The organism is Sulfurihydrogenibium subterraneum DSM 15120 (genome assembly GCF_000619805.1).
GTDB classification, from domain to species: domain Bacteria; phylum Aquificota; class Aquificia; order Aquificales; family Hydrogenothermaceae; genus Sulfurihydrogenibium; species Sulfurihydrogenibium subterraneum.
On sequence record NZ_KK211035.1, the window covers coordinates 1 to 24,094 of the forward strand.

Sequence of the window (24,094 nt, forward strand, 5' to 3'; positions counted from 1 at the left end):
GAAGAGTTAGAGAGTTATCCAGGAATAGGAAAAGCTTTAAAGACAGGGAAAGAAAAGTTTATAAAAGAGGGATTACAGCAAGGACTACAACAAGGATTGCAAGAGGCTGTTATAGAGCTACTAGAGTTAAGATTCGGAAACATAGGGGAAGATATAAAGGACAAGATAAAGTCTATTGATAATATAGAGACCTTAAAAAGTTTACATAAAAAGGCAGCTATAGTAAACTCTATTGAAGAACTTGAACTTTAACTTAAAGGAGGATTTAGTTATGGAAAGTATAGTTTTTGAAAATAGGGACAGACCAAATTACGCAGAGTCAATAATATTCTCAGTTTTAATCTTAGCTGTTGTAGGTGGAGCAGTTGCTTTTTCTATTTTAAGTGGAAAGGTTAGCAACGTTCTTATATTCCAGATATCTGGATTTATATACGGGCTTTCTGCATTGATGTACATATTTCAGTTTTTCTTTAAAAATGCAAACATAGGGAAGATTGGTACTTTACTTGCATTTTTAGGTTGGCTTACCCAAACTGTTGGATTGTTTGTAAGAGGAATTGAGTCATATCAGATGGGTATATTCCATCCGCCATGGACAAACCTTTATGAATCTTTGATGTTTTTCCCTTGGCTTGCAGTAGGACTTTATCTATACATTGAAAAGGAGTATAAAACAAGAGTTATCGGAACTTTCTTTATGCCTATAGTTGCATTTTTAGTAATATGGGGACACAAATTTAATACAGATATAAATCCTCTTGTTCCTGCTTTAAGAAGCTACTGGTTATACTTACACGTTTTAGCATCTTTTGTAGGTTATGCTGGATTTACAGTTGCTTTTGGTGCATCTTTTGCATACTTGATAAAGCAAAGCTTTGATAAAAACATAGAAGTTAAACCAATTCATTACGGTGGTTTTGCTATAAGTCTTATTTTAACTTCTATCTTTGGTTATCTAACTTTAACTGGTGCAAAAGATATTAAAACAATGTTTTTTGGTATTTTATTTATCTTGGCTCTTTTATCTCTTATTTACTTTGGTATATACGTATTAAAACCTATTGGAAAGGCTTTACCTTCTGAGAACTTGCTTTCTGAAATAGCCTTTAAAGCTGTTGCTATATCTTTCCCTATTTGGACTGCTTCTATAATGCTTGGTGGTGCTTGGGCTAACGAGGCTTGGGGAAGCTACTGGAGCTGGGACCCAAAAGAAACTTGGGCTTTAATCGTATGGCTTTTCTTTGCTGCATACATTCACGGTAGAACTATAGGAAAGTGGAAAGGAACTACTTCTGCGTGGATAGTTGTAGCTGGATTTATAATGCTTTTAATATGCTATTTTGGAGTAAATCTTTACTTCCCAGGACTTCATAGCTACGCAACAGAGTAAATACAAATAGTGGGGCATTTTGCCTCACTTTTTTAAAATAGCATTGGCTAATTCTAAATCTTCAGGATATGTTATCTTAAAGTTTAAAAAACTTCCTTCGTTTACCGTTATCTTAAATCCTTCTCGTTCCATCAAAGCAGAATCATCCGTAGCTATAAAGTTTTCTGCTAACGCTTTTTTGTGCGCATAAAGTAGTTTTTGATAATCAAAAGTTTGGGGCGTTTGGACTATATAAATACTCTCCCTGTCTAACGTTTTAATAACTTTATTATTTAAAACTTCCTTTACTGTATCCCTTGATTTATAGGCAGTAATTGAACCGTCCCATCCTAATTTGACGTTTTGAATACCATCTGTAAACATTTTAGGATTGGCAAACGGTCTTGCAGTATCGTGAATAACGACTATATCACAACTATTTAGATGTAAAAGACCATTATAAACAGAGTATTGTCTCTCACTACCACCTAATACTTTTTCAAAATCTTTATTCATTTTTATTTCTACATCAATGTTATCTTCTGGTAATACAATAATAACTTTATCTATCTGAGGTAGGCTTTCAACTGTCTGGATAGAATAATCTAAAATCCTTTTACCGCCAAATTCTAAAAACTGTTTTTTATCTCCAAATCTACTTCCTTTTCCAGCTGCTAAAAGTATGCATCCTATCATATTGAATTCTCCTTGGCCTAAACTATAATTATAAAAAACAAAAGTGAGGTATAAATATGATAACAAGAGAAGAAATTGAAAGAATGTTAAAAGAAGGTAAGGATATTGACCTTAGTTTTGAAGATTTGGAAGGTATAGATTTATCATACTTAGACTTATCTAATATTACTTTTACTGGATCAAACTTAAAAAATGCCAATTTTGAAGGTGCGAAGTTAGAAGGAAGTTTTATTGCTGATGCTAATTTAGAAGGTGCCAATTTTAAAAATGCAAATCTTCAAAAGACAGTTTTACAAAGAGTAAACTTAAGAAACAGCGACTTTGAAAATGCAAATCTTTTTAGAACAGCCATACTTGTTTCAGATGTTTCAAAAAGCAACTTTAAAAACGCCTATATGGTAAGAGTAAGATTAGAGGACTCAAAATTGACAGAATGTATATTTGATTATGCAGATATGACTTACTCAAATCTAAGAGGAGCTGATTTTCAAAAATCTTCATTTATAAGAACAAAGTTTAGTTATAGTGATATGAGAAAGGCAAAACTCTCTAACGTTTGGTTTGAAAATGTAGAAGCTGAAGAAGTTTTAATATACGGCAGAAAACCTTGGATAGAAGGATCCAAGGCAGAAGTTAATTACTCAAAAATAATGCCAAGCAACTATGATGATTAATATGTTTTAACTCTTATAGAGTTTCCTATAACAAATACACTGCTTAAAACCATTGCAAGAGCTGCAAACACAGGGTTTAAATGCCCTGTTATTGCTAACCCCATACCTATTATGTTGTATATAAATGCCCAGAATATGTTTGTGTATATTACTCTTTTTACCTTTCTTGACAGTATTATTATAAGAGGTATCTTTCTTAAGTCATCTCCTATTAAGCTGATAGAAGCTGATTCCCTTGTTAAATCTGTTCCACAAGCCATGGCAATACCTATATCCGCCTCTGCTAAAGCCGGAGCATCATTTATACCATCTCCTACCATTGCAACTACTTTTCCTTTTGATTTTTCTTCTCTAATTGCTTTTAACTTATCATCTGGAAGTAAGTTAGCTCTAACATCTTCTACGCCAAGCTCTCGTTTTAATACTTTTGCAAAGTAATCAGAATCTCCTGTAAGAATACCTACCTCAACTTTTAAACTTTCAAGTGCATCAATGGCAACTTTAGCCTCTGGTCTTATTTTTTGAGTAAAAGATACAAATCCTAAAATTTCCTGTTTATCTGATAAAAATGTTATCACTTCTCCGTTTTTTACTGCATTTTCCTTAAGCTGTTTTAGATTCTCATCTAACACCACACCATACTGTTTTAAAAACTCTTCACTACCAAGTACATACTCTTTACCTTGAACTTTGCCTTTTATACCAAAACCAAAAATAATTTTAAAGTCTTCTACTTTTAATTCTTTACACTCTTTACACCAATTTATAAAGCTTTTTGCGAGTGGATGTTCTGAGTTTTTTTCCAGAGAGTAAAAGATATCTTTTGAAGAATCATCTTTAAACCAGACCTGTGATACTTCCATTGTCCTTTCTGTTATAGTTCCAGTTTTGTCAAAGAACACTTTTTTAACTGTTGACAGTTTTTCTAATACTTCAGCACTTTTTATAATAACGCCGTCTTTCATAGCCTGTCCAAGCCCAAGCCATAAGGCAAGGGGAGCTCCTATACTAAATGCACAGGGACAAGATATAAGTAAAACAGATAAAGACACTATTAAAGCCTTTTCAAATCCTACTTGAATAAACCAGTATATAAAAGATGAAATAGCAAGAAAAAACACTATTGGCAAAAAGTAGAAAGCTATTCTATCTGTAATACGGTTTATGGGAGCTTTTGTATTTCTTATCTGTTTCATTATTTCTATAAATCTATTTAAAGTCCATTGAGACTGAGGTTTATCTACTTTTATTAAGAAGCTACCGTCTAAAACTGTTGTTCCAGTGTAAAGATAGTCTCCTGCTTTTTTTAAAATAGGTTTTATTTCGCCTGTAAGTATAGACTCATCTACGTGTCCTGTACCTTCTATTATTACTCCGTCAGCTGAGACCTTCTCCCCTGGTCTTATTTTTACAATATCATCTACTTGCACATCTTCTACGGGAATTTCTACTTCTTTTCCATCTCTTATAACAGTTGCTTTTTTTGCAGATAAATCCATAAGCTGTTTCATAAAGTTAGATGCTTTAACTCTTGAAGATGTTTCTAAATACCTTCCAAAAGTAACTAAAACAAGAATCATCGTTGCAGTTTCAAAGTATATGGCATTTTTACCAGTTAAAACAGAGTAAACGGACAAAAAGTAAGCGGAAAAAGAACCAATAGCTATAAGGGTGTCTGTGTTAAAGTTAAGTAAGTTTTCTTTAGAAAAAGAGTTTTTAAGTATAGGAATACCAAGTAAAATCATCACAGGTGTAGATAAAACTAAAATAACCCATTTTATAAACCCTGTAAAAAGAAGCATCTCTCTATCGTTTGGATCAGTAAAATGAGAACCGTATATGTACATACTCAGCATCATAACAAGCATTGCTAAAAAGTACCCAAAACCAAACTTTCCTAAAAATGCTAAAGCTGTTCCTTCTTCCCCTCTTAAACCTGTTGTCCTGTTGATAAGATAGCATCCAAAACAGCAAAAATCTTCCACTTTCCCATCTACTTCAAACTTTAGAGGTTTACCAGTTATAGGAATACCACATTGATAACACTCTGCGTTTTTTTCCTCAGACAAAGACAAAGGTCCACATGAACAGGAGATAGAAGGCTTTATCTCTATATTTTCCAACTTATAGGCACCTCTTTTTAAAAATTTTTATAAAATGTGTTAAAATATTAAGTAATTTTTGCTGTTTTGTAAAGAGGTATTGATGTTAAACTTTAAAGATAAAAATGTTTTAATAACAGGTTCAACAAGAGGGATAGGTAAAGCTATAGCCTTATCCTTTGCTAAATATGGAGCAAACGTCATAATAACAGGTAGAGAGAGGTCCACAGCTGAGATTTTAGCTAAAAATATAGAAAATGAGTTTGGCGTTAAGGCCTTTGGTATAAACTTAGACCTTTCAGGGGATATTGAAAACTCTTTTAAGGAAATTGTTGACTGGTCTGGTGGTAAGATAGACATCCTCGTAAACAACGCAGGTATAACAAAAGACACTCTTTTTATAAGAATGAAACAGGAAGACTGGGATTCAGTTATCAATACCAACATAACTGGAACATTCAAAATAACTCAAGCTGTAGCCAAACTTATGATAAAACAAAGATACGGTAGAATTATAAACATAAGCTCCATAATAGGTTTTATTGGAAACATAGGTCAAGTTAATTATGCTACAACAAAGGCAGGGTTAATAGGTTTTACAAAATCTTTGGCAAAAGAGCTTGCTTCAAGAAATATAACTGTAAACGCCGTTGCACCTGGTTTTATAGAAACTGATATGACAGCTAACCTACCTGCTGATATTGTGGAAAACTATCTAAACCAAATACCACTTGGAAGGTTTGGAAAACCAGAAGATGTTGCAAACGTGGTTTTATTTTTAGCATCTGATATGGCAAGTTATATAACAGGTGAAACTATACACGTAAATGGTGGAATGTTTTAAAAATTTTATATAGGAGGTTTAGACGATGTCAATCGAGCAAAGAGTAAAGGAAATTATAGCAGACCAGCTCGGAGTAGAAATGGAGAAGATAACTCCAGATGCTAAATTTGTTGATGACCTTGGAGCTGATTCATTAGACGTTGTTGAGCTTATCATGGCCTTTGAAGAGGAGTTTGGAGTAGAGATTCCAGATGAAGATGCGGAAAAGATAGCAACTGTTGGAGATGTATTAGAATACATTAAATCAAAACAAGGGTAATAAAAATGAGAAGAGTCGTCATAACCGGTCTTGGAGCTGTAACACCTATAGGTAATAATGTAAAAGACTTCTGGGCAAATCTTGTTAATGGTATCAGTGGAATAGACGTTATTAAAAGATTTGACCCAGTTGAGATAGGCTTACCTGTAATAATTGCAGGAGAAGTAAAGAATCTAAATCCTGAGCAATTTTTAGACTCTAAAGAGTTAAAAAGAATGAGTGATTTTGTAAAATTTGCTGTTATTGCAGCAAAAGAGGCAATAGAGGATTCAGGATTAGATTTAGATAAGATAGATTTAACAAGGGCGGGTGTTATAGTTGGGACCGGTATTGGCGGCCTTCGGGACATTGAAGAACAGCAAAAGGTTGTTATGGAGAAAGGAGTAAAGAGGGTCTCTCCTTTCTTCATACCATCTGGTATATCAAATATGGCAGCTGGATATATATCTATACAGTTTGGTTTTAAAGGACCAAACTCATGTGTTGTTACTGCTTGCGCAACAGGAACCCACTCTATAGGAGATGCTTTTAAGATAATTCAAAGAGGCGATGCAGACATTATGATAGCAGGAGGAACAGAGTCTGCTATCACACCTTTAGGTGTTGCAGGATTTGCTAACATGAAGGCTCTATCTACAAGGAACAACGAACCTCAAAAAGCTTCAAGACCTTTTGACGCAGAAAGAGATGGTTTTGTAATGGGAGAAGGTGCTGGTATAGTTATCCTTGAAGAGTTAGAACACGCAAAGAAAAGAGGAGCAAGGATATACGCAGAAGTAGTAGGATACGGTTTAACAGGAGATGCTTATCACATTACAGCTCCTTGTTCTGATGCAGATGGTGCTGTAAGAGTAATACAGATGGCTTTAAACGATGCAAAAGTTAACCCAGATGAAGTAGATTACGTTAACGCCCACGGAACCTCAACACCTTTAAACGATAAAATAGAAACATTAGCTATAAAGAAAGTATTTAAAGACCATGCATACAAGCTAAAAATAAGCTCTAATAAATCTATGATAGGACACCTGTTAGGAGCTGCAGGTGCAGTAGAAGCAGTAGCAACAGCACTAACCATCAAAGAAGGAATAATACCACCTACAATAAATTACGAACATCCTGACCCTGACTGTGATTTAGACTATGTTCCTAACAAAGCTATCCAGTACCCTGTTAAAGTAGCAATATCTAACTCCTTTGGTTTTGGTGGAACTAACGGTTGCTTAGTATTTAAGGCTTATGAAGATTGAAAATCCAGAATTTTTACGTAGGGTAGAAGCGTTAGAAAAACTTTTAGATTACAATTTTAAAGATAAATCTTTACTTTTAGCTGCTATAACCCATAGGTCTTTTGTTGCTGAGTATCCTACAAAAATCAAAGACTATGAAGTTTTGGAATTTTTAGGGGATTCGGTTTTATCTTTGATTGTGAGTGAGATTTTAATAAAGCAGTTTCCAGAGGCAAGAGAAGGAGACCTCTCTCAACTCAGGTCTGCAATTGTAAGTGAGGCATACCTTTCAAAACTTGCAAAGTTACTTAATTTAGGTCAATTTGTACTAATTAGCAAAGGAGAAAAATCTCAAAAAGGTAGTGAAAGAGAGTCTTTACTTTGTGATGTTTTTGAAGCTGTATTTGGAGCTATTTACGTAGATTCAGACTATCAGATAAACACTCCCAGAGATGTATTTAACAGACTTTTTAAAGAAAAACTTTTACAGGATATAAAGACAGAAAATATACCAAGGGATTACAAATCTTTACTTCAAATAGAAACTCAAAAACTTTACGGTAAAATACCTAAATATAGACTTATTCACTCAGAAGGTCCAGAACATGATAAAATTTTTGTAGTAGAATGTGAAATAGAAAAGATAAAAACTACAGGAAAAGGTAGGTCTAAGAAGGAAGCTGAGACGCAGGCAGCAAAAGAAGCATTTAAAAAAATAAAGGAATAAATATGAGACTTGGAGTAAACATAGACCACATAGCAACGTTAAGAGAGGCAAGAAAGACAGTAGAACCAGACCCTGTAAAAGGAGCTCTAATAGCTATCCAAGCTGGAGCAGACCAGATAACTTTACATTTAAGAGAAGACAGAAGACACATACAAGACGAAGACCTTTTAAGACTAAAATGTGAATTAAAAGATACAAACACACCTATAAATCTTGAAATGGCACCTACCCAAGAGATGAAACAGATAGTTTTAGAAACTCTACCTAACACCTGTACACTGGTTCCTGAAAAAAGACAAGAAATAACCACAGAAGGTGGATTAGACGTTGTATCTTTAAAGGATTACCTTAAAGATTACATAAAAGAGTTGAAACAAGCGGGTATAAAAGTTAGCCTTTTTATAGACCCAGATTTAGACCAAATTGACGCATCTTTAGAAGTAGGTTGTGATGCCATAGAGATACACACAGGAGAGTACGCAAACGCCGTTGGAAAGTCTGTAGAAAAAGAGTTGGAAAGAATTAAAAAAGCAGCAAAGTATGCAAAAGAAAAAGGTCTTAAAGTTTACGCAGGACACGGACTTAACTACGATAATGTAAAAGAAATCGCAAAAATAAAAGAAATAGAAGAGTTAAACATAGGACACTCAATAATAGCCAATGCAATATTTTTAGGACTGTATGAAGCTGTTAGAAAAATGAAGGAAATAATAAAAAAGGCAAGAGAGGAATCTTAAAAAATGTGTGGAATAGTAGGTTATGTTGGATACAGAAAAGCTGTTCCTGTTTTACTTCACGGACTTCAAAGATTAGAGTATAGAGGATACGACTCAGCAGGAATAGCTGTTTTAGATGAAAAAGCAAAAAAAATAATAGTTGAAAAACAAGTAGGAAAAATAAAAGACCTTCAAGAGCACATCTGGGGAAAAGAGATAAACGGAAATATAGGAATAGCTCACACAAGATGGGCTACCCACGGACCACCTTCCATAGAAAACGCACACCCACACACAAGTAAAAGTGAAACTTTTGCAGTAGTTCACAACGGTATTATAGAAAACTATGCTAAGTTAAAAGAAGAGCTTATAAAAAAAGGATACCATTTCAAATCTCAAACAGACACAGAAGTAATAGCACATCTGTTAGAGGAATACTACGAAAAAGACCTTTTAACAACAGTTTTGAAAGTTGCAAAGATGATAGAAGGTGCCTACGCCATAGGTGTAATCTCAACATTAGAACCAGATAAAATAGTTGCCTTAAGAAAAGGAAGTCCTTTAATAATTGGTATAGGAAAAGGAGAAAACTTTATAGCTTCAGACATTCCAGCTATTTTAGAGTATACCAAAACCTTTATAACTCTTGACGATGAAGAGATAGCTGTTATAACAAAAGATAAGGTAGAGGTTTACGATATAAATGGAAATAAAATAGAAAAAAAGCCTTTTACTGTAAACTGGGATTTAGCATCTGCTGAGAAAGGTGGATTTAAACACTTTATGTTAAAAGAGATTTACGAGCAACCTAAAACCATAACAGATACAATATCTGGATTTTTCTCCGACTTAGATAATCCTGTATATAAGGAAATAAAAAATATAGAAAACATTGTTATTATTGCTTGCGGAACTTCTTACCACGCAGGACTTGTAGGAAAGTTCTGGATTGAGAAGTTTGTAAAAGTACCGACAATAGTTGACTATGCTTCAGAGTTTAGATACAGAGATTTTCCAATAAATGAAAAAACTTTAATAATAGCCATAAGCCAGTCTGGAGAAACAGCTGATACAAGATTTTCTGCCATCGATGCCAGAAAGAAAGGGGCAAAAGTCTTATCTATCGTAAACGTTGTAGGAAGCTCCCTATCAAGGGAGAGTGATTTTGTTATCTATACATACTGTGGTCCAGAGATAGGCGTTGCAGCTACTAAAACCTTTACAGCTCAACTTATAACTTTACTACTTTTTTCACTAAAAGCAGGATTAGAAAGAGGGAATTTAACCCAGGAAGAGTTTGAAAAGTATCATAACGATGTAATCCATCTTCCACATTTAATTAACGAGGTTCTAAAGCAGGACAAAGTTATTGAAGAGATATCTTACAAATATCACAACGTAAAAGACTTTTTATTTTTAGGAAGGGGACTAAACTATCCTATAGCTCTTGAAGGAGCTTTAAAGCTAAAAGAAATATCTTACATACACGCAGAAGGCTACCCAGCAGGTGAGATGAAACACGGACCTATAGCCCTTATAGATGAGAATCTTCCAGTAGTTTGTATGGTTCCAAAAGACTCATTGTACGAAAAAATGATATCAAACATTCAAGAAGTAAAAGCAAGAAAAGGGATTGTAATATCCATTAGCGACAGTCAAGATAGCCATCTACTATCACCATCAGACAGCATTATAAAAATACCTTCTGTAGAAAATGAAAATCTGTATCCTATAATATCAGTAGTTCCTTTACAGCTACTGGCTTACCACATAGCAACTATTTTAGGTAAGGACGTAGACCAACCAAGAAACCTTGCCAAAACTGTTACGGTAGAGTAGAAAGTAGCCAAGAGTGGGTCGATATTTATGATATTTATCATGATTTTTTACGTTTTTATATGGTTATATATTTTTATACATAACGATGGAGGTTAAGATATGAGGAAGGTTCTTTTGACTTCTTTACTTTTGTCAACCAGTGTTATGGCAGCTGATGACATATTCTCTGCCATAAAGGAATCTAAGTTCTCTGGTTCAATTAGGGCTAAGTACTTTTTAACAGATTGGGAAGATGAAAGCAAAACAACTGGAGTCTGTCCAGCTACAGCTCCTACCTGTAAAGACGCAAAGGGATTCTCTGTTGGTGGTGGACTTTCTATGCAAACAGCTCCTTTGTATAACTTTACTGCAAAAGTCTCTTTCTGGACTGTTACAGGTTTTGGTTGGACTAAAAAATCAGATGGTTATACCGCCACAGCTTCCTTAGACTTATTTAAAAATAATGCATACGGTCAAGGATACTCTGTTTTAGCAGAAAGCTATGTAGAGTATAACGACAAAACAAACATGGTAAGAGTAGGAAGGACAGAGTATAAAAATCCATTTTTTGACTCAAACGATACAAAAATGATTCCAGCTACTTTTGAAGGAGCTTTTATTACCAGCAAAATTATCCCAAACACTGTTGTAGAATTTGATTATCTAACAAAAATGAAACAAAGAAGAGATACAGAGTTTGGAAAGTTAACTGACACGATAGATACTCCAGTTGCTATAAAAAAGCATTACGCCAACTCTAACAATCCACCAGACTTTATGGTTTTTGGAATAAAAAGCCAACCAATTAAAAATCTAACATTAGAAGCTCACTACGCACACTGGTGGAACATTGTAGACCAGTTAAGACTTGAAGGAAATTACACACTCAAAACAGGAGATTTTAAACACACTTTCGGAGTAAGAGGGTACTTTCAGTATGACGATGGAGCTGGAAAAATAATAAAACCAAAAGACAACAAACTTGGAGATAACGATAACAGTGTAGACTCTTGGCTTTACGCAGTAAGGTATATACTCGACTACAAAAATGTAAAGTTACTACTTGCATACTCCCAAACCTCTACCAAAGGAGACATAATAGCACCTTTTAGAGGATTTCCTACTGACGGTTATACAAGATCTATGACCCAAACAGACTGGAACGCTGGAACAAAAGCCTACAAAATAGGTGTAGATTACAACGTCCCACAACTAAAAGGATTACTTTTACAACTTAGTTATTCTTATTACAACAGAGATGAAAGTAAAGTTCCATACCAAAGTATGACAAACAGAGGATTTAACAATGGTGATACAAAACAGTGGAACCTTGACATCACAGAAAGATTTGAAGGAAAGTTAAAAGGTTTAATGCTCAGAGGAAGATTTATGATTCAAGACAACGATAAAACAACAGCTTGTTTATCAGCTCCTTCAGATTACAGAACAAGATGTAATAAGAATACAAACAACAAAGAGATGAGACTTGAAATGGTGTATAATTTTTAAACTATGGCCAAGAAAGTCATAACAGAAGTTTACTTAAATGTTGACGAAAAAGGTTATCTTGGAAAAGGTAGAGTTATTCTACTTGAGCTTATTGATAAGTATGGGTCTATATCAAAGGCTGCAAAAGAGCTTGGAATGAGCTATAAGGCTGCTTGGGATATGATTGACTCTATAAACAACCTATCTCCTTATCCAGCTGTAGAGAGTAAATCTGGGGGAAAAGGGGGAGGAAAGACAGTCCTCACACAATACGGTAAAAAGTTGTTAGAAAGTTATAAAACAATAGAAAGTATCTTAAATAAGATAGCAAACGAAATAACTCAAAATATAGAAAACGCAGAAGAACTGTTAAATCTATACAGGAAGATGAATATGAAAGTATCAGCAAGAAACAAGATTTTAGTTAAAGTAAAGGAAGTAAGGAAAGGAGCTGTAAACACTGAGGTAATTGGAGAGTTTTTTGGTCAAAGTATGACTGCTATTATTACAAACGATGCAGCACAGGAGCTGGATATTAAAGCTGGTGATGAAGTTTACTTTATATTCAAAGCAACAAACGTTATAATTGCTACTCCTGACGGCCTAAAGCTATCAGCAAGAAACCAGCTTAAAGGAAAAGTAAAAGAAATAATAAAAGGAGCTGTAAACAGCGAAGTAAAAGTAGACATAAATACAGCTGTAATAACCGCAACTATCACAAACGAAGCAGTAGAAGAGCTGCAGCTAAAAGAAGGAGTAGAAGTTTTAGCTATAATCAAAGCTTCAGACGTTATAGTAGCTAAGTTTTAAAAAATTTTTTTGCTGATTTTGGTTATATAAAATTTTATATAGGAGGCTTACAATGAAAAAGCTTTTAGGTATCGTTTTGGCTTTACTGTTTGCACTTAAGGTTTATGCAGGAGAGATAACTGTTTACGCAGCTGCAGACCTTACCTACGCTTTTGATGAGCTTTTAAAAGTATACAAACAGAAGTATCCACAAGACAAAGTTAAGGCTATTTTTGGTTCTTCTGGAAAAGGTTTTAGTCAAGTTGTAAATGGAGCTCCTTACGACGTGTTTTTCTCCGCAGATATGGGATACGTTGAAAAGTTAAAACAGCAAGGACTAACTCTATCTGACGTAAAACTTTATGCCATAGGTAGAATAGTCCTTTGGACAAGAAAAGATAGTGGAATAGACGTATCAAAAGGGATTAACGTAGTGTTAGACCCAAAAGTGAAAAAGATAGCTATAGCAAACTGGGAACACGCGCCTTACGGTGTTGCAGCAAAAGAGTGTCTTGAATATTACAAACTATTTGACAAAGTAAAGAGCAGGTTAGTATTAGGTGAAAATATAAACCAAACAGCTCAATATATTGAAACAGGAGCTGCAGATGTTGGATTTATAGCCCTTTCAATTGCAAAAAGTGAAAAACTTCAAAAAGTAGGTACATACTACCTTTTACCTGCAAACTGCCACAGCCAGATAAAGCAAGGTTATGCAATCTTAAAACACGCGAACACAGACAAAGAAACATTTGAGACAGCTAAAAGATTTTACGACTTCATAGCCACTCCAGAGGCAAGAAAGATATTTATCAAGTACGGATTTGTCCTACCGGGCGAAGAGTAATGGTAGAGTTAAACAGTTTTGAGTTAGATTACATATTAAACGAAGACATTCCTTTGATAGACCTAACCTCCGTAGTCTTATCGTTAAAAGGAGATGGAAACATCTCCTTCATAGCCACAAAAACTTACGAATTTGTTAAAAAAGTAAGGGAAGTTAATCCTAACATTACTATATCAACTACCCGTAAGTTTATGCCTTTTACCAAGAAATTAGTAATGAAAGCGATATTATCTGGAGGAGCTGTTCCCCACAGAATGTCTCTTTCAGACACAATCTTAATTTTTAAAGAGCACGTTATTTTTACAGATTTTAAAGAGATTGTAAACAACGTTGAAAACATAAAGAAAAAGTCTGGCGGTAAAAGTGTGGGTATAGAGGTAGAGACCAAAGAAGAAGCTTACATTTGCATAGAAAAAGGCTTTGACTTTGTTCAGTTAGACAAATGGCATCCTGACGACGTTAAAGAAATAGTTAACTTTAGGAACAGTATTGGTTCTAAAACTTTAATCGCAGCTGCAGGAGGAATAAACATAGAAAACGTTCAAGACTTTGCCAAAACTGGCGTTGACATAATAGTCACAACATCTCTTTACTGGTCAAAACCATTAGACATAAAAGCCAAGATAGAGAGGGTTCAAAATTGAGAAACTTTTTAAGCTTTTTAACAGGATTTTTAGTTGGTAATTTAGGAGGTTTACTTGGTTTAGGGGGAGCTGAGTTTAGAATTCCAGTATTGATTTACGTTTTTAGATTTGCAATACTAACTGGTATAGTTATTAATCTAACGGTAAGCTTCTTTACTGTTTTGTTTTCTTTTATATTCAGAGGTTTTACAATTTCTTACGACTTGGTTTTTTCATACTTTTTCATAGCCTTAAATATACTCATTGGGTCTCTTTTAGGGTCTTACACTGGAGTTCACTTTGCCACATCTATAAATCAGGATTTACTTAAAAAGGTTGTAGCTATTTTCTTAATATTTGTGGCTTTTTTACTGTTTTTCCACGATTACATTTACGAAAGTGGTTTTATTTTAAACCTTCCCGATTTTCTAAAGATTCCAACAGGTTTATTTTTAGGTTTTTTTATAGGAGTGTTTAGTAGTATGTTGGGGGTGGCAGGGGGAGAGTTAATAATACCAACCTTACTGTTTGTATATAACTTAGACATAAAAGTCGCAGGAAGTTTAAGTCTTCTTATAAGCCTTCCTACAATTGCCATAGGTTTGTATAAGTACAGTAAAAAAGGGCATCTTCGAGTAGTTTTAGATGAAAAAGTCTTTGTATTTTTTATGGTTATAAGCTCTGTAATAGGGTCTTTGGTAGGAAGTATGTTTTTAAAGCAGTTTTCAAGCCACGGGCTTAGGATAATGCTGGGAGTTATACTTTTAATATCTTCTTTTAAAATGCTTTATATGAATAAAAAGGGGCTTTAAAATGAGAAATATTTTTAACTTTATAAAAACTCCAGAAGCAAAATCTATTTTTAAAAAATATGATTTCATATTACCAGAGGATAAGTAATGAATACGATTAGTGGTTATGTGCTTAGCGTTGAGTTTACAGATACAATCTCACAAATAAAGTTAAGCACAGAGCTTGGAGATTTTTACTGTGTCATACTTGAAAATCCTAAGACGGTAGATTATTTAACAGGAGGAAAGTCTTTAAAACTTATCTTCAAAGATGCAGATTTAATACTGACAAAAGAAAGAATTTTTAAAATAAACAGTTTTGAAGGTGAGATTAAATCTATAACTTTTGGAGAGATATTTTCAGCTATCAATTTTCAAGCAAAAAACTATCAATTTTCAACTATTTTATCAAAATACGAAGCACAGGACTTTAAAGTAAGCGATAAAATATATGCCTACATAAAACCTACAAGTATTATATTAGAGGTTTAAGATGTTAGAAGTTTTAAAACAGATAGACTTTACGCCTTTTTACATTACGTTAAAACTTGCTTTCACAACTACCGTTATACTGTTTTTTGTAGGATTACCTTTGGCTTATTTTTTAGCTTACTCTAAATTTAAGTTTAAGTCAGCTATAGAAGCTGTAGTTGCACTTCCTTTAGTTTTACCACCTTCCGTCCTTGGTTTTTATCTTCTTTTAATCTTGTCTAAAAACGGATTTTTAGGAAAATTTTGGGAAGAGTTATTTGGACATCAGCTTGCCTTTCATTTCGAAGGTATAGTTTTAGCATCTGTTATATTTAGTTTTCCTTTTATGATTCATCCACTTTTATCAGGATTTAAGTCTGTAAACAAGACTTTGATAGAAGCATCTTACACTCTTGGTAAATCTAAAATACAGACGCTTTTTAGGGTTATCCTGCCAAATATGAAACCTGCTATAATGACAGGGATAACTCTATCTTTTGCCCATACTGTAGGAGAGTTTGGCGTTGTCCTAATGGTTGGAGGAAGTATAGAAGGAGAGACAAAAGTAGTATCCATAGCCATCTACGATGCTGTAGAAAAGCTTGACTACACAACAGCACACGTTTACGCTGGAATACTCTTTGGAATTTCATTTTTTGTCCTTTTAGTTTTATACATGTTAAACAAAAAATTTGAAGTAGGTCAGTAATGATAACAGTTAGGGTTAAAAAACAGCTTATAGGTTATCAAGGAAGGTTTACATTAGAAGCTGACTTTAAAGTTGAAAAAGGAGAGTTTTTAACGATATTTGGAAAATCGGGAAGTGGAAAAACAACTATTTTAAGAATGATAGCAGGACTTGAAAAGCCAGACGAAGGATACATAGAGTTTGACGGAAAAGTCTACTTTGACTCATCTAAAAAGATAAACCTTCCACCACAAAAGAGAAATGTAGGTTTTGTATTTCAAAATTACGCACTTTTTCCTAACATGACAGTTTATGAAAACGTTGCCTTCGGAGTTGATAAAAAACAGCTACATAAGGTAGATGAGGTTTTAAAAACTGTAGAACTTTATTCTTTAAAAGACCGATATCCACCTTCTTTGTCTGGAGGTCAACAGCAGAGAGTAGCCTTAGCAAGGGCAATAGTCAAAAACCCAGACATACTTCTTTTAGATGAACCTCTCTCAGCTCTTGACTACTCTATAAGGTCAAAACTTCAAGATGAACTAAAAAAAATCCATAAAATCTTTAATCTTACTACCATATTGGTATCCCACGATAAACCTGAAGTTTTTAAGTTATCAGATAAAGTTATCTATCTTGAAGAGGGAAAAATAAAAAAAGTAGGTACTCCAAGAGAAGTTTTTATAGAAAAAAACATATCTGGAAAGTTTTCTTTTTACGGAACTGTTTTAGACGTAAGAAAGTCAGACTTAATCTACGTGATAACAGTAGATATAAACGGTAATTTAGTTGAAATAGCAACTGCTCAAGAGTTTAATGTAGGAGACGAAGTTTTAGTAGGAACTAAAGCTTTTAATCCTGTAGTGATTAAGGTTTAACAAGCTCTAAAGATATATTTACTTTAGCCTCTATGTCTATTTTGTAGGGAATACTTTGATTTTTTTTCATGTATACCACTATCTTTTTTGTTTTACTATTTTGAGGTGTAAATGTGTATACAACTTCATCTTGGTTTTCTTGTTTTGATATTAAAACTGGGGCATTGTTTATCTGTATTTTCATTGATAAAATCTCCTGAGGGTTAACATTGCCTTTAAAAAATTTTGTTATTATAGGAAGCCAAGGTTTTTTTTCGTATATCTCTTGGTTTTCGTATATTCTCTCTTTATCCTTCTCTTTTTCGTAAAGTGCCTTGTAGTCTCCTTCTTCAATATAAAGAAAGTCATAATTGTATAAAAATCTCAAAGATTTATAAGTTTGACCTTTTGCCTCAATTTTATTGTCTTTTTTTGTAATATACATATCTCCTACTGCTAAACCAAGGACGTAAACCCTATACACAGTGTAGTTTTTAAGCTGGTCTGATTTATCTGTTTGATTGTTTTCATAATCTATTATATAAAGTGGGTCTGTCCTATAAACTTCTTCCTGTGAGTTTACCTGAGAGAGTAATATTAAAGTAAAAATCGTAAGAGGGATAAAAACTTCCATTAAAGTAATCCTTTTTCAGCAAAACTAAAGTAATCGTTTTTTCCAACAATTATGTGGTCTAAAATTTCAAAACCCATCTCAAGTGCAAGTTGAGAAAGCTTTTTAGTAAAGTTTATGTCCTCTTCGGAAGGTCTGCTTGAGCCGTTTGGGTGGTTGTGTGCTATTATTATTCCATTACAGTTATACTTTAACGCATAGTAAAGAATATCCCTTGGAAGAACCCTTACAACATTTAAAGACCCTTTGGCTATAACTTCTTTTGCTATAAGCTCGTTAGAGCTGTTTAGATAGATTCCAACCATATGTTCTTGAGACTCTTTAGACAGGTACTTTAAAAAGTTGTAGACATCTGATACAGAGGTTATTTTTATTTTTTCTTCATCATTTTCCATCCTTTTGGCAATCTCTATAATAGATAAGATTTGAAGAGCTTTTGTTGTACCAATTCCTTTTATTTTTTGCAGTTCTTCTAAAGATAAGTTTTTTAAATCTTTAAATGATTTACCGTTTAGTATCTTTTGAGATAATCCTATTACGTTTATCCCTTTTGTTCCAGAGCCTAAAGATATAGCTAAAAGTTCTTCATCAGATAAGGAAGAAAGCCCATATTTAAGAGCCTTCTCCCTTGGTAATAAATCTTTTGGTAAATCTTTAATAGGTTTTTTATAGATTACCCTATTTTGTTTCATGATTTTAATTTATTGTTCTCTATACCAGTAAACTCTTACGTACTTTTTACCTTCAGGATAGTTAAGTTTTAAGTCTCCTTTATATGCTTTATGTACTGCTTCACCTATTCTTCTTGCAAGGTGTTCGTATGTGGTTCTTATAACTAATTTTCCGTCTTCTTCTTTTATATCTATAATTCTTTCTAAAGGTCTGTACTCCATCTCTTCTTCTTCAACATTTTTAATAAGGCTTAAAATCTCATCTTTGTGTTTTTGTAGAAACTCTCCTTCTAAATAAACTATTCCGCCTTCGTAGTTATCTTCTATTCTTCTACAAGCAGGACATACAAATTTTTCAGCATTTGTGGGAACTTCTTTCATCCATTCAAATATTCCATCATGGAAAACAACTCCACATCTTTCACACACAGATGGGTCATGATACTTCTCTTTTGTAAAGTAAGGGTCATGGATGTACTCTTGAATAAGTCTGTCCATTCTCTTCATCGCATCTCTCCTTTGTTTATATAGTTTTTAGAAACTATAATATCATTCCAATTTTACCACAACAACTAAAATTTATCAAAAAACTGATATTTTGAAAATAATAGATTTTAATATAAATTAATAGAAAATTTACAAACAGAGGATAAAGATGGGAAAGGATTTTGTACATCTTCATCTTCATACTCACTACTCTCTTTTAGATGGTGCTATTAAGATAAAAGATTTGGCAAAGAAAGCTGTTGAGTATGGATACAAAGCTGTAGGTCTAACAGACCACGGAAACATATTCGGAGCTGTAGAGTTTTACCAAGAGATGAAAAGTGTAGGTATAAAACCTATCATCGGTATGGAAAGCTACTTTACAAACAATAGATTTGAAAGGAAAGGTGAAGGGTCTGACGACATACTTACAGATAAAAATTATCATCTTATACTGTTTGCAAAGGATAAAACAGGATTTAAAAATCTTATGAAGCTGTCTTCTTTGGCATACACAGAAGGGTTTTACTACAAACCAAGAATAGACTGGGAGCTACTGGAAAAGTACCACGAAGGACTTATATGTCAAACAGCTTGTTTAAAAGGTTTTATCCCAAACCTTCTTTCAAAGGGACAGTACGAAGAAGCAAAAAAGTACGCAAAAAGATTAAAGGATATATTTGGAGAAGACCTTTATTTTGAGATACAGGTAAACGGTTTAGAAGAGCAAGAAGAGGCTAACAAAGGTATCATAAAACTTGCAAAAGAGTTAGGTGTAAAGGTTGTAGGGACAAATGATTCTCACTACTTAAACCCTGAAGACCAGCCAGCTCACGACGTTATAAAAGCTCTACAAATGAAAGAAACACTACAAAGCCTTCAAGAAAAGGGAAAAGCGTTTAAAGTAAAAGGTCTTCACTTTACATCTCCAGAGGAGATGTATGAAAAGTTTAAAGGTTATGAAGAGTATCTTAAAAACACGATGGAGATAGCAGAAAAGTGTGATGTGGAAATAGATACGGTAGAAACAAGGGGTTATCTCTTCCCTACGTATCAAATTCCTGGTATAGAAAATCCAACCCAAGAGGATATAAAGGCATACTTTAAAAAGTTAGCAAAAGAAGGATTAGAAAAAAGACTTGAAAGAGAAAAAAATATATCTAAAAAAAAACTACAAGAGTACAAGGAAAGACTTCAGTACGAAATAGATGTTATAAACAAGATGGGATTTGCAGAATACTTCCTTATAGTTCAAGACTTTATAAACTACGCAAAAAATAACGGTATTCCTGTTGGTCCTGGAAGAGGTTCTGCTGGAGGTTCTTTAGTAGCTTACTGTCTTGGTATAACAGAGATTGACCCGTTGAAGCACGGTCTTATCTTTGAAAGATTTTTAAATCCTGAAAGAATATCAATGCCTGATATAGACGTTGACTTTTGTATGGATAATAGAGAAAAAGTTATTGAATACGTTAAAAATAAGTATGGAGAAGATAGCGTTGCTCAGATAATAACGTTTAACTTTATGAAGTCTAAGATGGTTATCAGAGACGTTGCAAGAGTTTTAGGTTTTCCTTACCAAGAAGCTGATAGAATAGCAAAAATGATTCTTCCTGGTCCAATTCAAGGTAGTACCTTAACAATAGATGAAAACCTTGAAGCAAACCCTGATTTTAAAAAACTATACGAAACTGACCCTAAAGTAAGACAGCTTTTAGACCTTGCAAGGAAGTTAGAAGGTTCTGCAAGACACACAGGTATCCACGCAGCTGGAATAGTTATAGCACCAGGTCCTTTAGATGAGTACGTTCCAGTCTACAGAGATAAAGACGGAAACAAAGCAACTCAGTTTGAGATGAAAACCTTAGAACAGCTTGGTTTAGTAAAAATGGATTTTTTAGGTCTAAAAACCCTTACAGAATTAGACCTAATGAAAAAACTTATAAAACAAAGACACGGTATAGAGATAAACTACCAAGACCTGCCCCTTGACGATGAAAACGTTTACAAACTACTTCAATCAGGAAAAACAACTGGCGTATTCCAGCTTGAAAGTAAAGGAATGCAAGACCTGTTAGTAAGACTAAAACCAACCGTCTTTGATGAGATAATAGCTATCCTTGCACTGTTTAGACCTGGACCTTTAATGAGCGGAATGGTAGATGAGTACATAGAAAGAAAACATGGAAGAAAACCTATAGAGTACCCATTTAACGAAGTAAAAGACATTTTAAAAGAAACCTATGGTCTTTGCTTAACGGGAGATACATTAATAACTTTGTCTGACGGTTCAAGAATTCCTATAAAGGAAATAGTAGATAAAAACCTGACTGGAACTGAAGTTCTAACTGTAAATATAAAAAGTAATAAAATAACAAAAAGTAAAATAACCCACTGTTTTGATAATGGAATAAAAGATGTTTACAAAATTACCCTCTCTAACGGTTTAGAGATAAAAGCAACTGCTGACCACAAATTTTTGACGCCATTTGGCTGGAAAAAAGTAAAAGATTTATGTATTGAAAAAGATTTATTAGCTATTCCAATAAAAATAGAGATAAATGGTAAAGAATATGATGAAAATAAACTTAGAATATTAGCTTATTTATTAGCCGATGGATATTTAAGTAAAAGTGGAATATGTTTTGTTAATAAAGATGTAAATTTAATAGAAACATTTAAACAATCTGTATTATCTGCATTTTCTAACGTAAAGTTTTTAGAGTATAAAAGAAAAAGAAATGTATGGAACATATATGTAACCTCTAATAAAAGAAATTCTTATAACTCTAATCCATTAATAAACTGGTTTAAAGAATTGGGTCTTTTTAATAAAAGAAGTAATGAAAAATTTATTCCAGAATTTGTATTTTCTTTAAACAAAGAAAGTATTGCAAAATTTTTAGCTTATTACTGGGATTGTGATGGTTATGTAGGAAAAAAATTATGTCATATAAAAACCGTCTCTAAAAAGGTAGCATACGGAATTTATTCATTACTATTGAGAATTGGAATAAAAGCTCACATTTATAAATCTTATTACAACAATAAAACTGCTTACCAAATTACAGTTTACGATTTAGAAAAATTCAATAAAGAAATTTTTCCTTATATGTCTTCCAATAAAAAAGAAAGAAAAATGCAAAACACTAATGGAAATACTTATTATCCGAAGGAAATGGTGCTTCAAAAGGTTAAAAAATATTGTAAAGAGTTTAATCTTTCTCAGAGAAAATTTTCCGAACTAACAGGTTTACAGAGGAACAATCTTTTTAACAGAGATAATATTTTTGTATCAACTAAAACTTTAGAAAAATTAGCTCCAGTTATTGAAGATGAAGATATTTTTAAACTTTTAGATGGAGATATTGGATTTGTTCCTGTTAAAAATATTGAGTATGTTGGAAAAGAACATGTTTATGACATAGAAGTTGAAAATACTCATAATTTCATAGCTAACGACATTATTTCTCACAACTGTATTTACCAAGAGCAGATAATGTTTATGTCTAACATACTCTCAGGATTTTCAATGGCAGAAGCTGACACGTTAAGAAAAGCAATAGGAAAGAAAAATCCTGAGACTATGGCAAAAATGAAAGGAAGATTTATCGAGGGAGCTGTAGAGAGAGGTTTTGACAGAGAGAAAGTAGAAAAGCTATGGGACGATATAGAAAAGTTTGCTTCATACTCTTTCAACAAATCCCACTCCACAGCATACGCATACCTAACCTACTGGACTGCTTGGGTTAAAACTTACTACACGGATGAATTTTTTGCAGTAAAACTATCTACGGAAGCAAATGATAGCAAATTTTTAAATCTTCTTGTAGATATGGAAAACTTTAACATAAAACTACTACCACCAGACGTTAACAAAAGTATGGCAGAGTTTTACATAGAATCTCCTAAAAACATAAGATTTGGACTTGCAAGGATAAAGAACGTAGGAGAGTCTTCTGCAAAAGAGATAGTTAAAGAGAGAGAAAAAAATGGATCGTTTGTTGACATCTTTGATTTTTGTGAAAGACTTGACACAAAAACAGCAAACAAGAGAGTATTAGAAAGTCTTATAAAAGCAGGAGCTTTTGATTTTGAAAAGATAGATAGAGCTATTTTACTTAACAACGTAGATAAAGCAATATCTTCAGGACAGAAAGCAAGAGAAAGTAAAATAGCAGGACAGAGCTCCCTTTTTGCTTTAACAACAACCCCTGTTGTAAACGTAAAACACATTTACGACGATACAGGAATCAAAAAACTTACAGAGAGAGAAAAACTAAAGTATGAAAAAGAAGTTTTAGGATTCTACCTTTCTGGACATCCGATAAATGCTTACAAAAAAGAGCTAAAAGGAAAAGTATCAAAAGTAGGAGAAATATACGACCTTGTATTTAGCGGTAAAAGACCAGAAGGAGACATAAAAGTAAAGTTTGCTGGCGTTGTAGATGAAATTAAGCTTAAAAAGACAAAGTCTGGAAACACGATGATGATATTTAACTTTTCTGATGAAACAGGACAGATAGACTGTAGAGCTTTTCCAGAAAAACTTGAAAACAAAGACCTTTTACAAGATGACAACATAGTTGTATTAGAAGGTTTTATAGAAATAGATGAAGAACAGGAGAAGATATCAATGAATGTAATAAACGTAGAGCCAATAGATGAGTATTTAAAAGATATAAAAGGTATAAAAATAAGAATGCCAAAAGAAAAAGCTATGAACGGCTTACTTCCTAAACTTCAACAACTTTTTAAAGAACATAGAGGAGACAAAGACGTTATAATCCACCTCTACGGCAAAAACTTTGAGTGTGAGATACAGCTCCACTCAGATTTTTGTGTAAGTTTAGAAGATGAGTTTAAACACAAACTACTGCAGCATGTAGCAGAAAAAGATGTAATGTATTTTTAGCATTTGAAAAAACTCTTGCAAATAAAAACAAAAAATTTTATAATATGATATAGAAAATTTAAGGCAAGTATGATTTAAGCACCTTGACAACAGAATAGGTTTAAATCCAGCTTAAGTTTTTGAAAATTGATTAAAATTAGCTTATTGATATTAATTATCATTAAGTTTTGCATCGTGATAACAGAAAATATATTATTGTAATAATCAAGTAGTGATAAGGGTGAAAGTGGAAATATAATAGAAAATATATTTGCATTATGTGAGGTTTGATGCAATTAACCTCAATTTGCGAATGGTTAACGAAAATAAAAACTGCCCGCAAACCAGCATCATTGCTTGATTATTTAATTTTTTTTATTTTTAAAAATTAACGGGTTTTGTCTGAACTATGTGGGATATAAAG

The 24,094-nt window shown here is 33.3% G+C and carries 22 protein-coding genes and 1 pseudogene; 18 read left to right on the forward strand and 5 right to left on the reverse strand.

Annotated elements, in window-relative coordinates:
• Positions 1 to 252: pseudogene (locus tag Q385_RS09425) on the forward strand (RpnC/YadD family protein); the annotation flags it as partial.
• Positions 253 to 271: 19 nt separating this feature from the next.
• Positions 272 to 1,390 (forward strand): c-type cytochrome biogenesis protein CcsB, encoded by a 1,119-nt coding sequence (gene ccsB / locus Q385_RS0108475; protein WP_028951251.1) that lies wholly within the window; start codon positions 272 to 274, stop codon positions 1,388 to 1,390.
• A 24-nt stretch (positions 1,391 to 1,414) separates the two neighbouring features.
• Here the strand turns inward: ccsB and ispD are convergent, their stop codons facing one another.
• Positions 1,415 to 2,065 carry a 2-C-methyl-D-erythritol 4-phosphate cytidylyltransferase gene (gene ispD / locus Q385_RS0108480; protein WP_028951252.1) on the reverse strand — a complete coding sequence of 217 codons (651 nt, stop codon included), beginning with the start codon at positions 2,063 to 2,065 and terminating at the stop codon, positions 1,415 to 1,417.
• A 56-nt stretch (positions 2,066 to 2,121) separates the two neighbouring features.
• Here ispD and Q385_RS0108485 point away from each other — a divergent pair, with 56 nt between their 5' ends.
• Complete coding sequence (locus tag Q385_RS0108485; protein ID WP_037919920.1) at positions 2,122 to 2,739, forward strand: pentapeptide repeat-containing protein; 618 nt, start codon at positions 2,122 to 2,124, stop codon at positions 2,737 to 2,739.
• On the opposite strand, the gene Q385_RS0108490 is transcribed toward Q385_RS0108485, so the two are convergent.
• The gene (locus Q385_RS0108490; protein WP_028951254.1) at positions 2,736 to 4,862 is read right to left on the reverse strand and encodes a heavy metal translocating P-type ATPase; all 2,127 of its coding nucleotides are present in this window, start codon (positions 4,860 to 4,862) and stop codon (positions 2,736 to 2,738) included. The genes Q385_RS0108485 and Q385_RS0108490 overlap by 4 nt on opposite strands.
• 82 nt (positions 4,863 to 4,944) lie before the next feature.
• Between Q385_RS0108490 and fabG the strand changes: the two genes are divergently transcribed.
• The 14 genes from fabG to Q385_RS0108565 all read left to right on the forward strand — a co-directional run bounded on the left by fabG (position 4,945) and on the right by Q385_RS0108565 (position 17,009).
• Complete coding sequence (gene fabG, locus Q385_RS0108495; RefSeq protein WP_028951255.1) at positions 4,945 to 5,685, forward strand: 3-oxoacyl-[acyl-carrier-protein] reductase; 741 nt, start codon at positions 4,945 to 4,947, stop codon at positions 5,683 to 5,685.
• Positions 5,686 to 5,710: 25 nt separating this feature from the next.
• Entirely contained in the window at positions 5,711 to 5,944 is a 234-nt protein-coding gene (gene acpP / locus Q385_RS0108500) for an acyl carrier protein (protein ID WP_012674704.1), read from the forward strand.
• 5 nt (positions 5,945 to 5,949) lie between these two features.
• A complete protein-coding gene (fabF, locus tag Q385_RS0108505) occupies positions 5,950 to 7,194 on the forward strand; it encodes a beta-ketoacyl-ACP synthase II (RefSeq protein WP_028951256.1) in 1,245 nt (414 codons plus the stop codon).
• Positions 7,184 to 7,900, forward strand: a complete 717-nt coding sequence (gene rnc / locus Q385_RS0108510) for a ribonuclease III (RefSeq protein ID WP_051524445.1) — start codon at positions 7,184 to 7,186, stop codon at positions 7,898 to 7,900. The genes fabF and rnc overlap by 11 nt, the downstream gene beginning before the upstream one ends.
• 2 nt (positions 7,901 to 7,902) lie before the next feature.
• On the forward strand, positions 7,903 to 8,637 hold the full coding sequence (locus Q385_RS0108515) for a pyridoxine 5'-phosphate synthase (RefSeq protein WP_028951258.1): 735 nt from the start codon (positions 7,903 to 7,905) through the stop codon (positions 8,635 to 8,637).
• A gap of 3 nt (positions 8,638 to 8,640) precedes the next feature.
• Positions 8,641 to 10,455 carry a glutamine--fructose-6-phosphate transaminase (isomerizing) gene (gene glmS / locus Q385_RS0108520; protein ID WP_028951259.1) on the forward strand — a complete coding sequence of 605 codons (1,815 nt, stop codon included), beginning with the start codon at positions 8,641 to 8,643 and terminating at the stop codon, positions 10,453 to 10,455.
• Between the two features lie 99 nt (positions 10,456 to 10,554).
• A complete protein-coding gene (locus Q385_RS0108525; protein WP_028951260.1) occupies positions 10,555 to 11,943 on the forward strand; it encodes an OprD family outer membrane porin in 1,389 nt (462 codons plus the stop codon).
• Between the two features lie 3 nt (positions 11,944 to 11,946).
• Positions 11,947 to 12,732, forward strand: a complete 786-nt coding sequence (locus Q385_RS0108530) for a TOBE domain-containing protein (RefSeq protein ID WP_037919923.1) — start codon at positions 11,947 to 11,949, stop codon at positions 12,730 to 12,732.
• Positions 12,733 to 12,784: 52 nt separating this feature from the next.
• Complete coding sequence (gene modA, locus Q385_RS0108535; protein WP_028951262.1) at positions 12,785 to 13,558, forward strand: molybdate ABC transporter substrate-binding protein; 774 nt, start codon at positions 12,785 to 12,787, stop codon at positions 13,556 to 13,558.
• Positions 13,558 to 14,202, forward strand: a complete 645-nt coding sequence (locus Q385_RS0108540) for a beta/alpha barrel domain-containing protein (RefSeq protein WP_028951263.1) — start codon at positions 13,558 to 13,560, stop codon at positions 14,200 to 14,202. The genes modA and Q385_RS0108540 overlap by 1 nt, the downstream gene beginning before the upstream one ends.
• A complete protein-coding gene (locus Q385_RS0108545) occupies positions 14,199 to 14,993 on the forward strand; it encodes a sulfite exporter TauE/SafE family protein (RefSeq protein WP_028951264.1) in 795 nt (264 codons plus the stop codon). Before Q385_RS0108540 ends, Q385_RS0108545 begins: the two co-directional genes overlap by 4 nt.
• 87 nt (positions 14,994 to 15,080) lie before the next feature.
• Positions 15,081 to 15,464, forward strand: coding sequence for a hypothetical protein (locus tag Q385_RS0108555; RefSeq protein ID WP_028951265.1), 384 nt, complete (start codon positions 15,081 to 15,083; stop codon positions 15,462 to 15,464).
• Between the two features lies 1 nt (position 15,465).
• Positions 15,466 to 16,152, forward strand: coding sequence for a molybdate ABC transporter permease subunit (gene modB / locus Q385_RS0108560; protein WP_028951266.1), 687 nt, complete (start codon positions 15,466 to 15,468; stop codon positions 16,150 to 16,152).
• Complete coding sequence (locus tag Q385_RS0108565; protein WP_028951267.1) at positions 16,152 to 17,009, forward strand: ABC transporter ATP-binding protein; 858 nt, start codon at positions 16,152 to 16,154, stop codon at positions 17,007 to 17,009. The genes modB and Q385_RS0108565 overlap by 1 nt, the downstream gene beginning before the upstream one ends.
• Here the strand turns inward: Q385_RS0108565 and Q385_RS0108570 are convergent.
• The 3 genes from Q385_RS0108570 to Q385_RS0108580 are packed head-to-tail and all read right to left on the reverse strand — an operon-like array spanning position 16,999 to position 18,797.
• Complete coding sequence (locus tag Q385_RS0108570; protein ID WP_028951268.1) at positions 16,999 to 17,622, reverse strand: hypothetical protein; 624 nt, start codon at positions 17,620 to 17,622, stop codon at positions 16,999 to 17,001. The two genes, Q385_RS0108565 and Q385_RS0108570, sit on opposite strands and share 11 nt — an antisense overlap.
• On the reverse strand, positions 17,622 to 18,311 hold the full coding sequence (gene radC / locus Q385_RS0108575) for a RadC family protein (protein WP_051524446.1): 690 nt from the start codon (positions 18,309 to 18,311) through the stop codon (positions 17,622 to 17,624). The genes Q385_RS0108570 and radC overlap by 1 nt, the downstream gene beginning before the upstream one ends.
• Positions 18,312 to 18,320: 9 nt before the next feature.
• The gene (locus Q385_RS0108580; RefSeq protein ID WP_028951270.1) at positions 18,321 to 18,797 is read right to left on the reverse strand and encodes a BCAM0308 family protein; all 477 of its coding nucleotides are present in this window, start codon (positions 18,795 to 18,797) and stop codon (positions 18,321 to 18,323) included.
• 148 nt (positions 18,798 to 18,945) lie between these two features.
• Here Q385_RS0108580 and dnaE point away from each other — a divergent pair, with 148 nt between their 5' ends.
• Positions 18,946 to 23,691: a DNA polymerase III subunit alpha gene (gene dnaE, locus Q385_RS09085; RefSeq protein ID WP_037919927.1), complete on the forward strand. Its 4,746-nt coding sequence runs from the start codon at positions 18,946 to 18,948 to the stop codon at positions 23,689 to 23,691.
• Positions 23,692 to 24,094 lie beyond the last annotated feature (403 nt).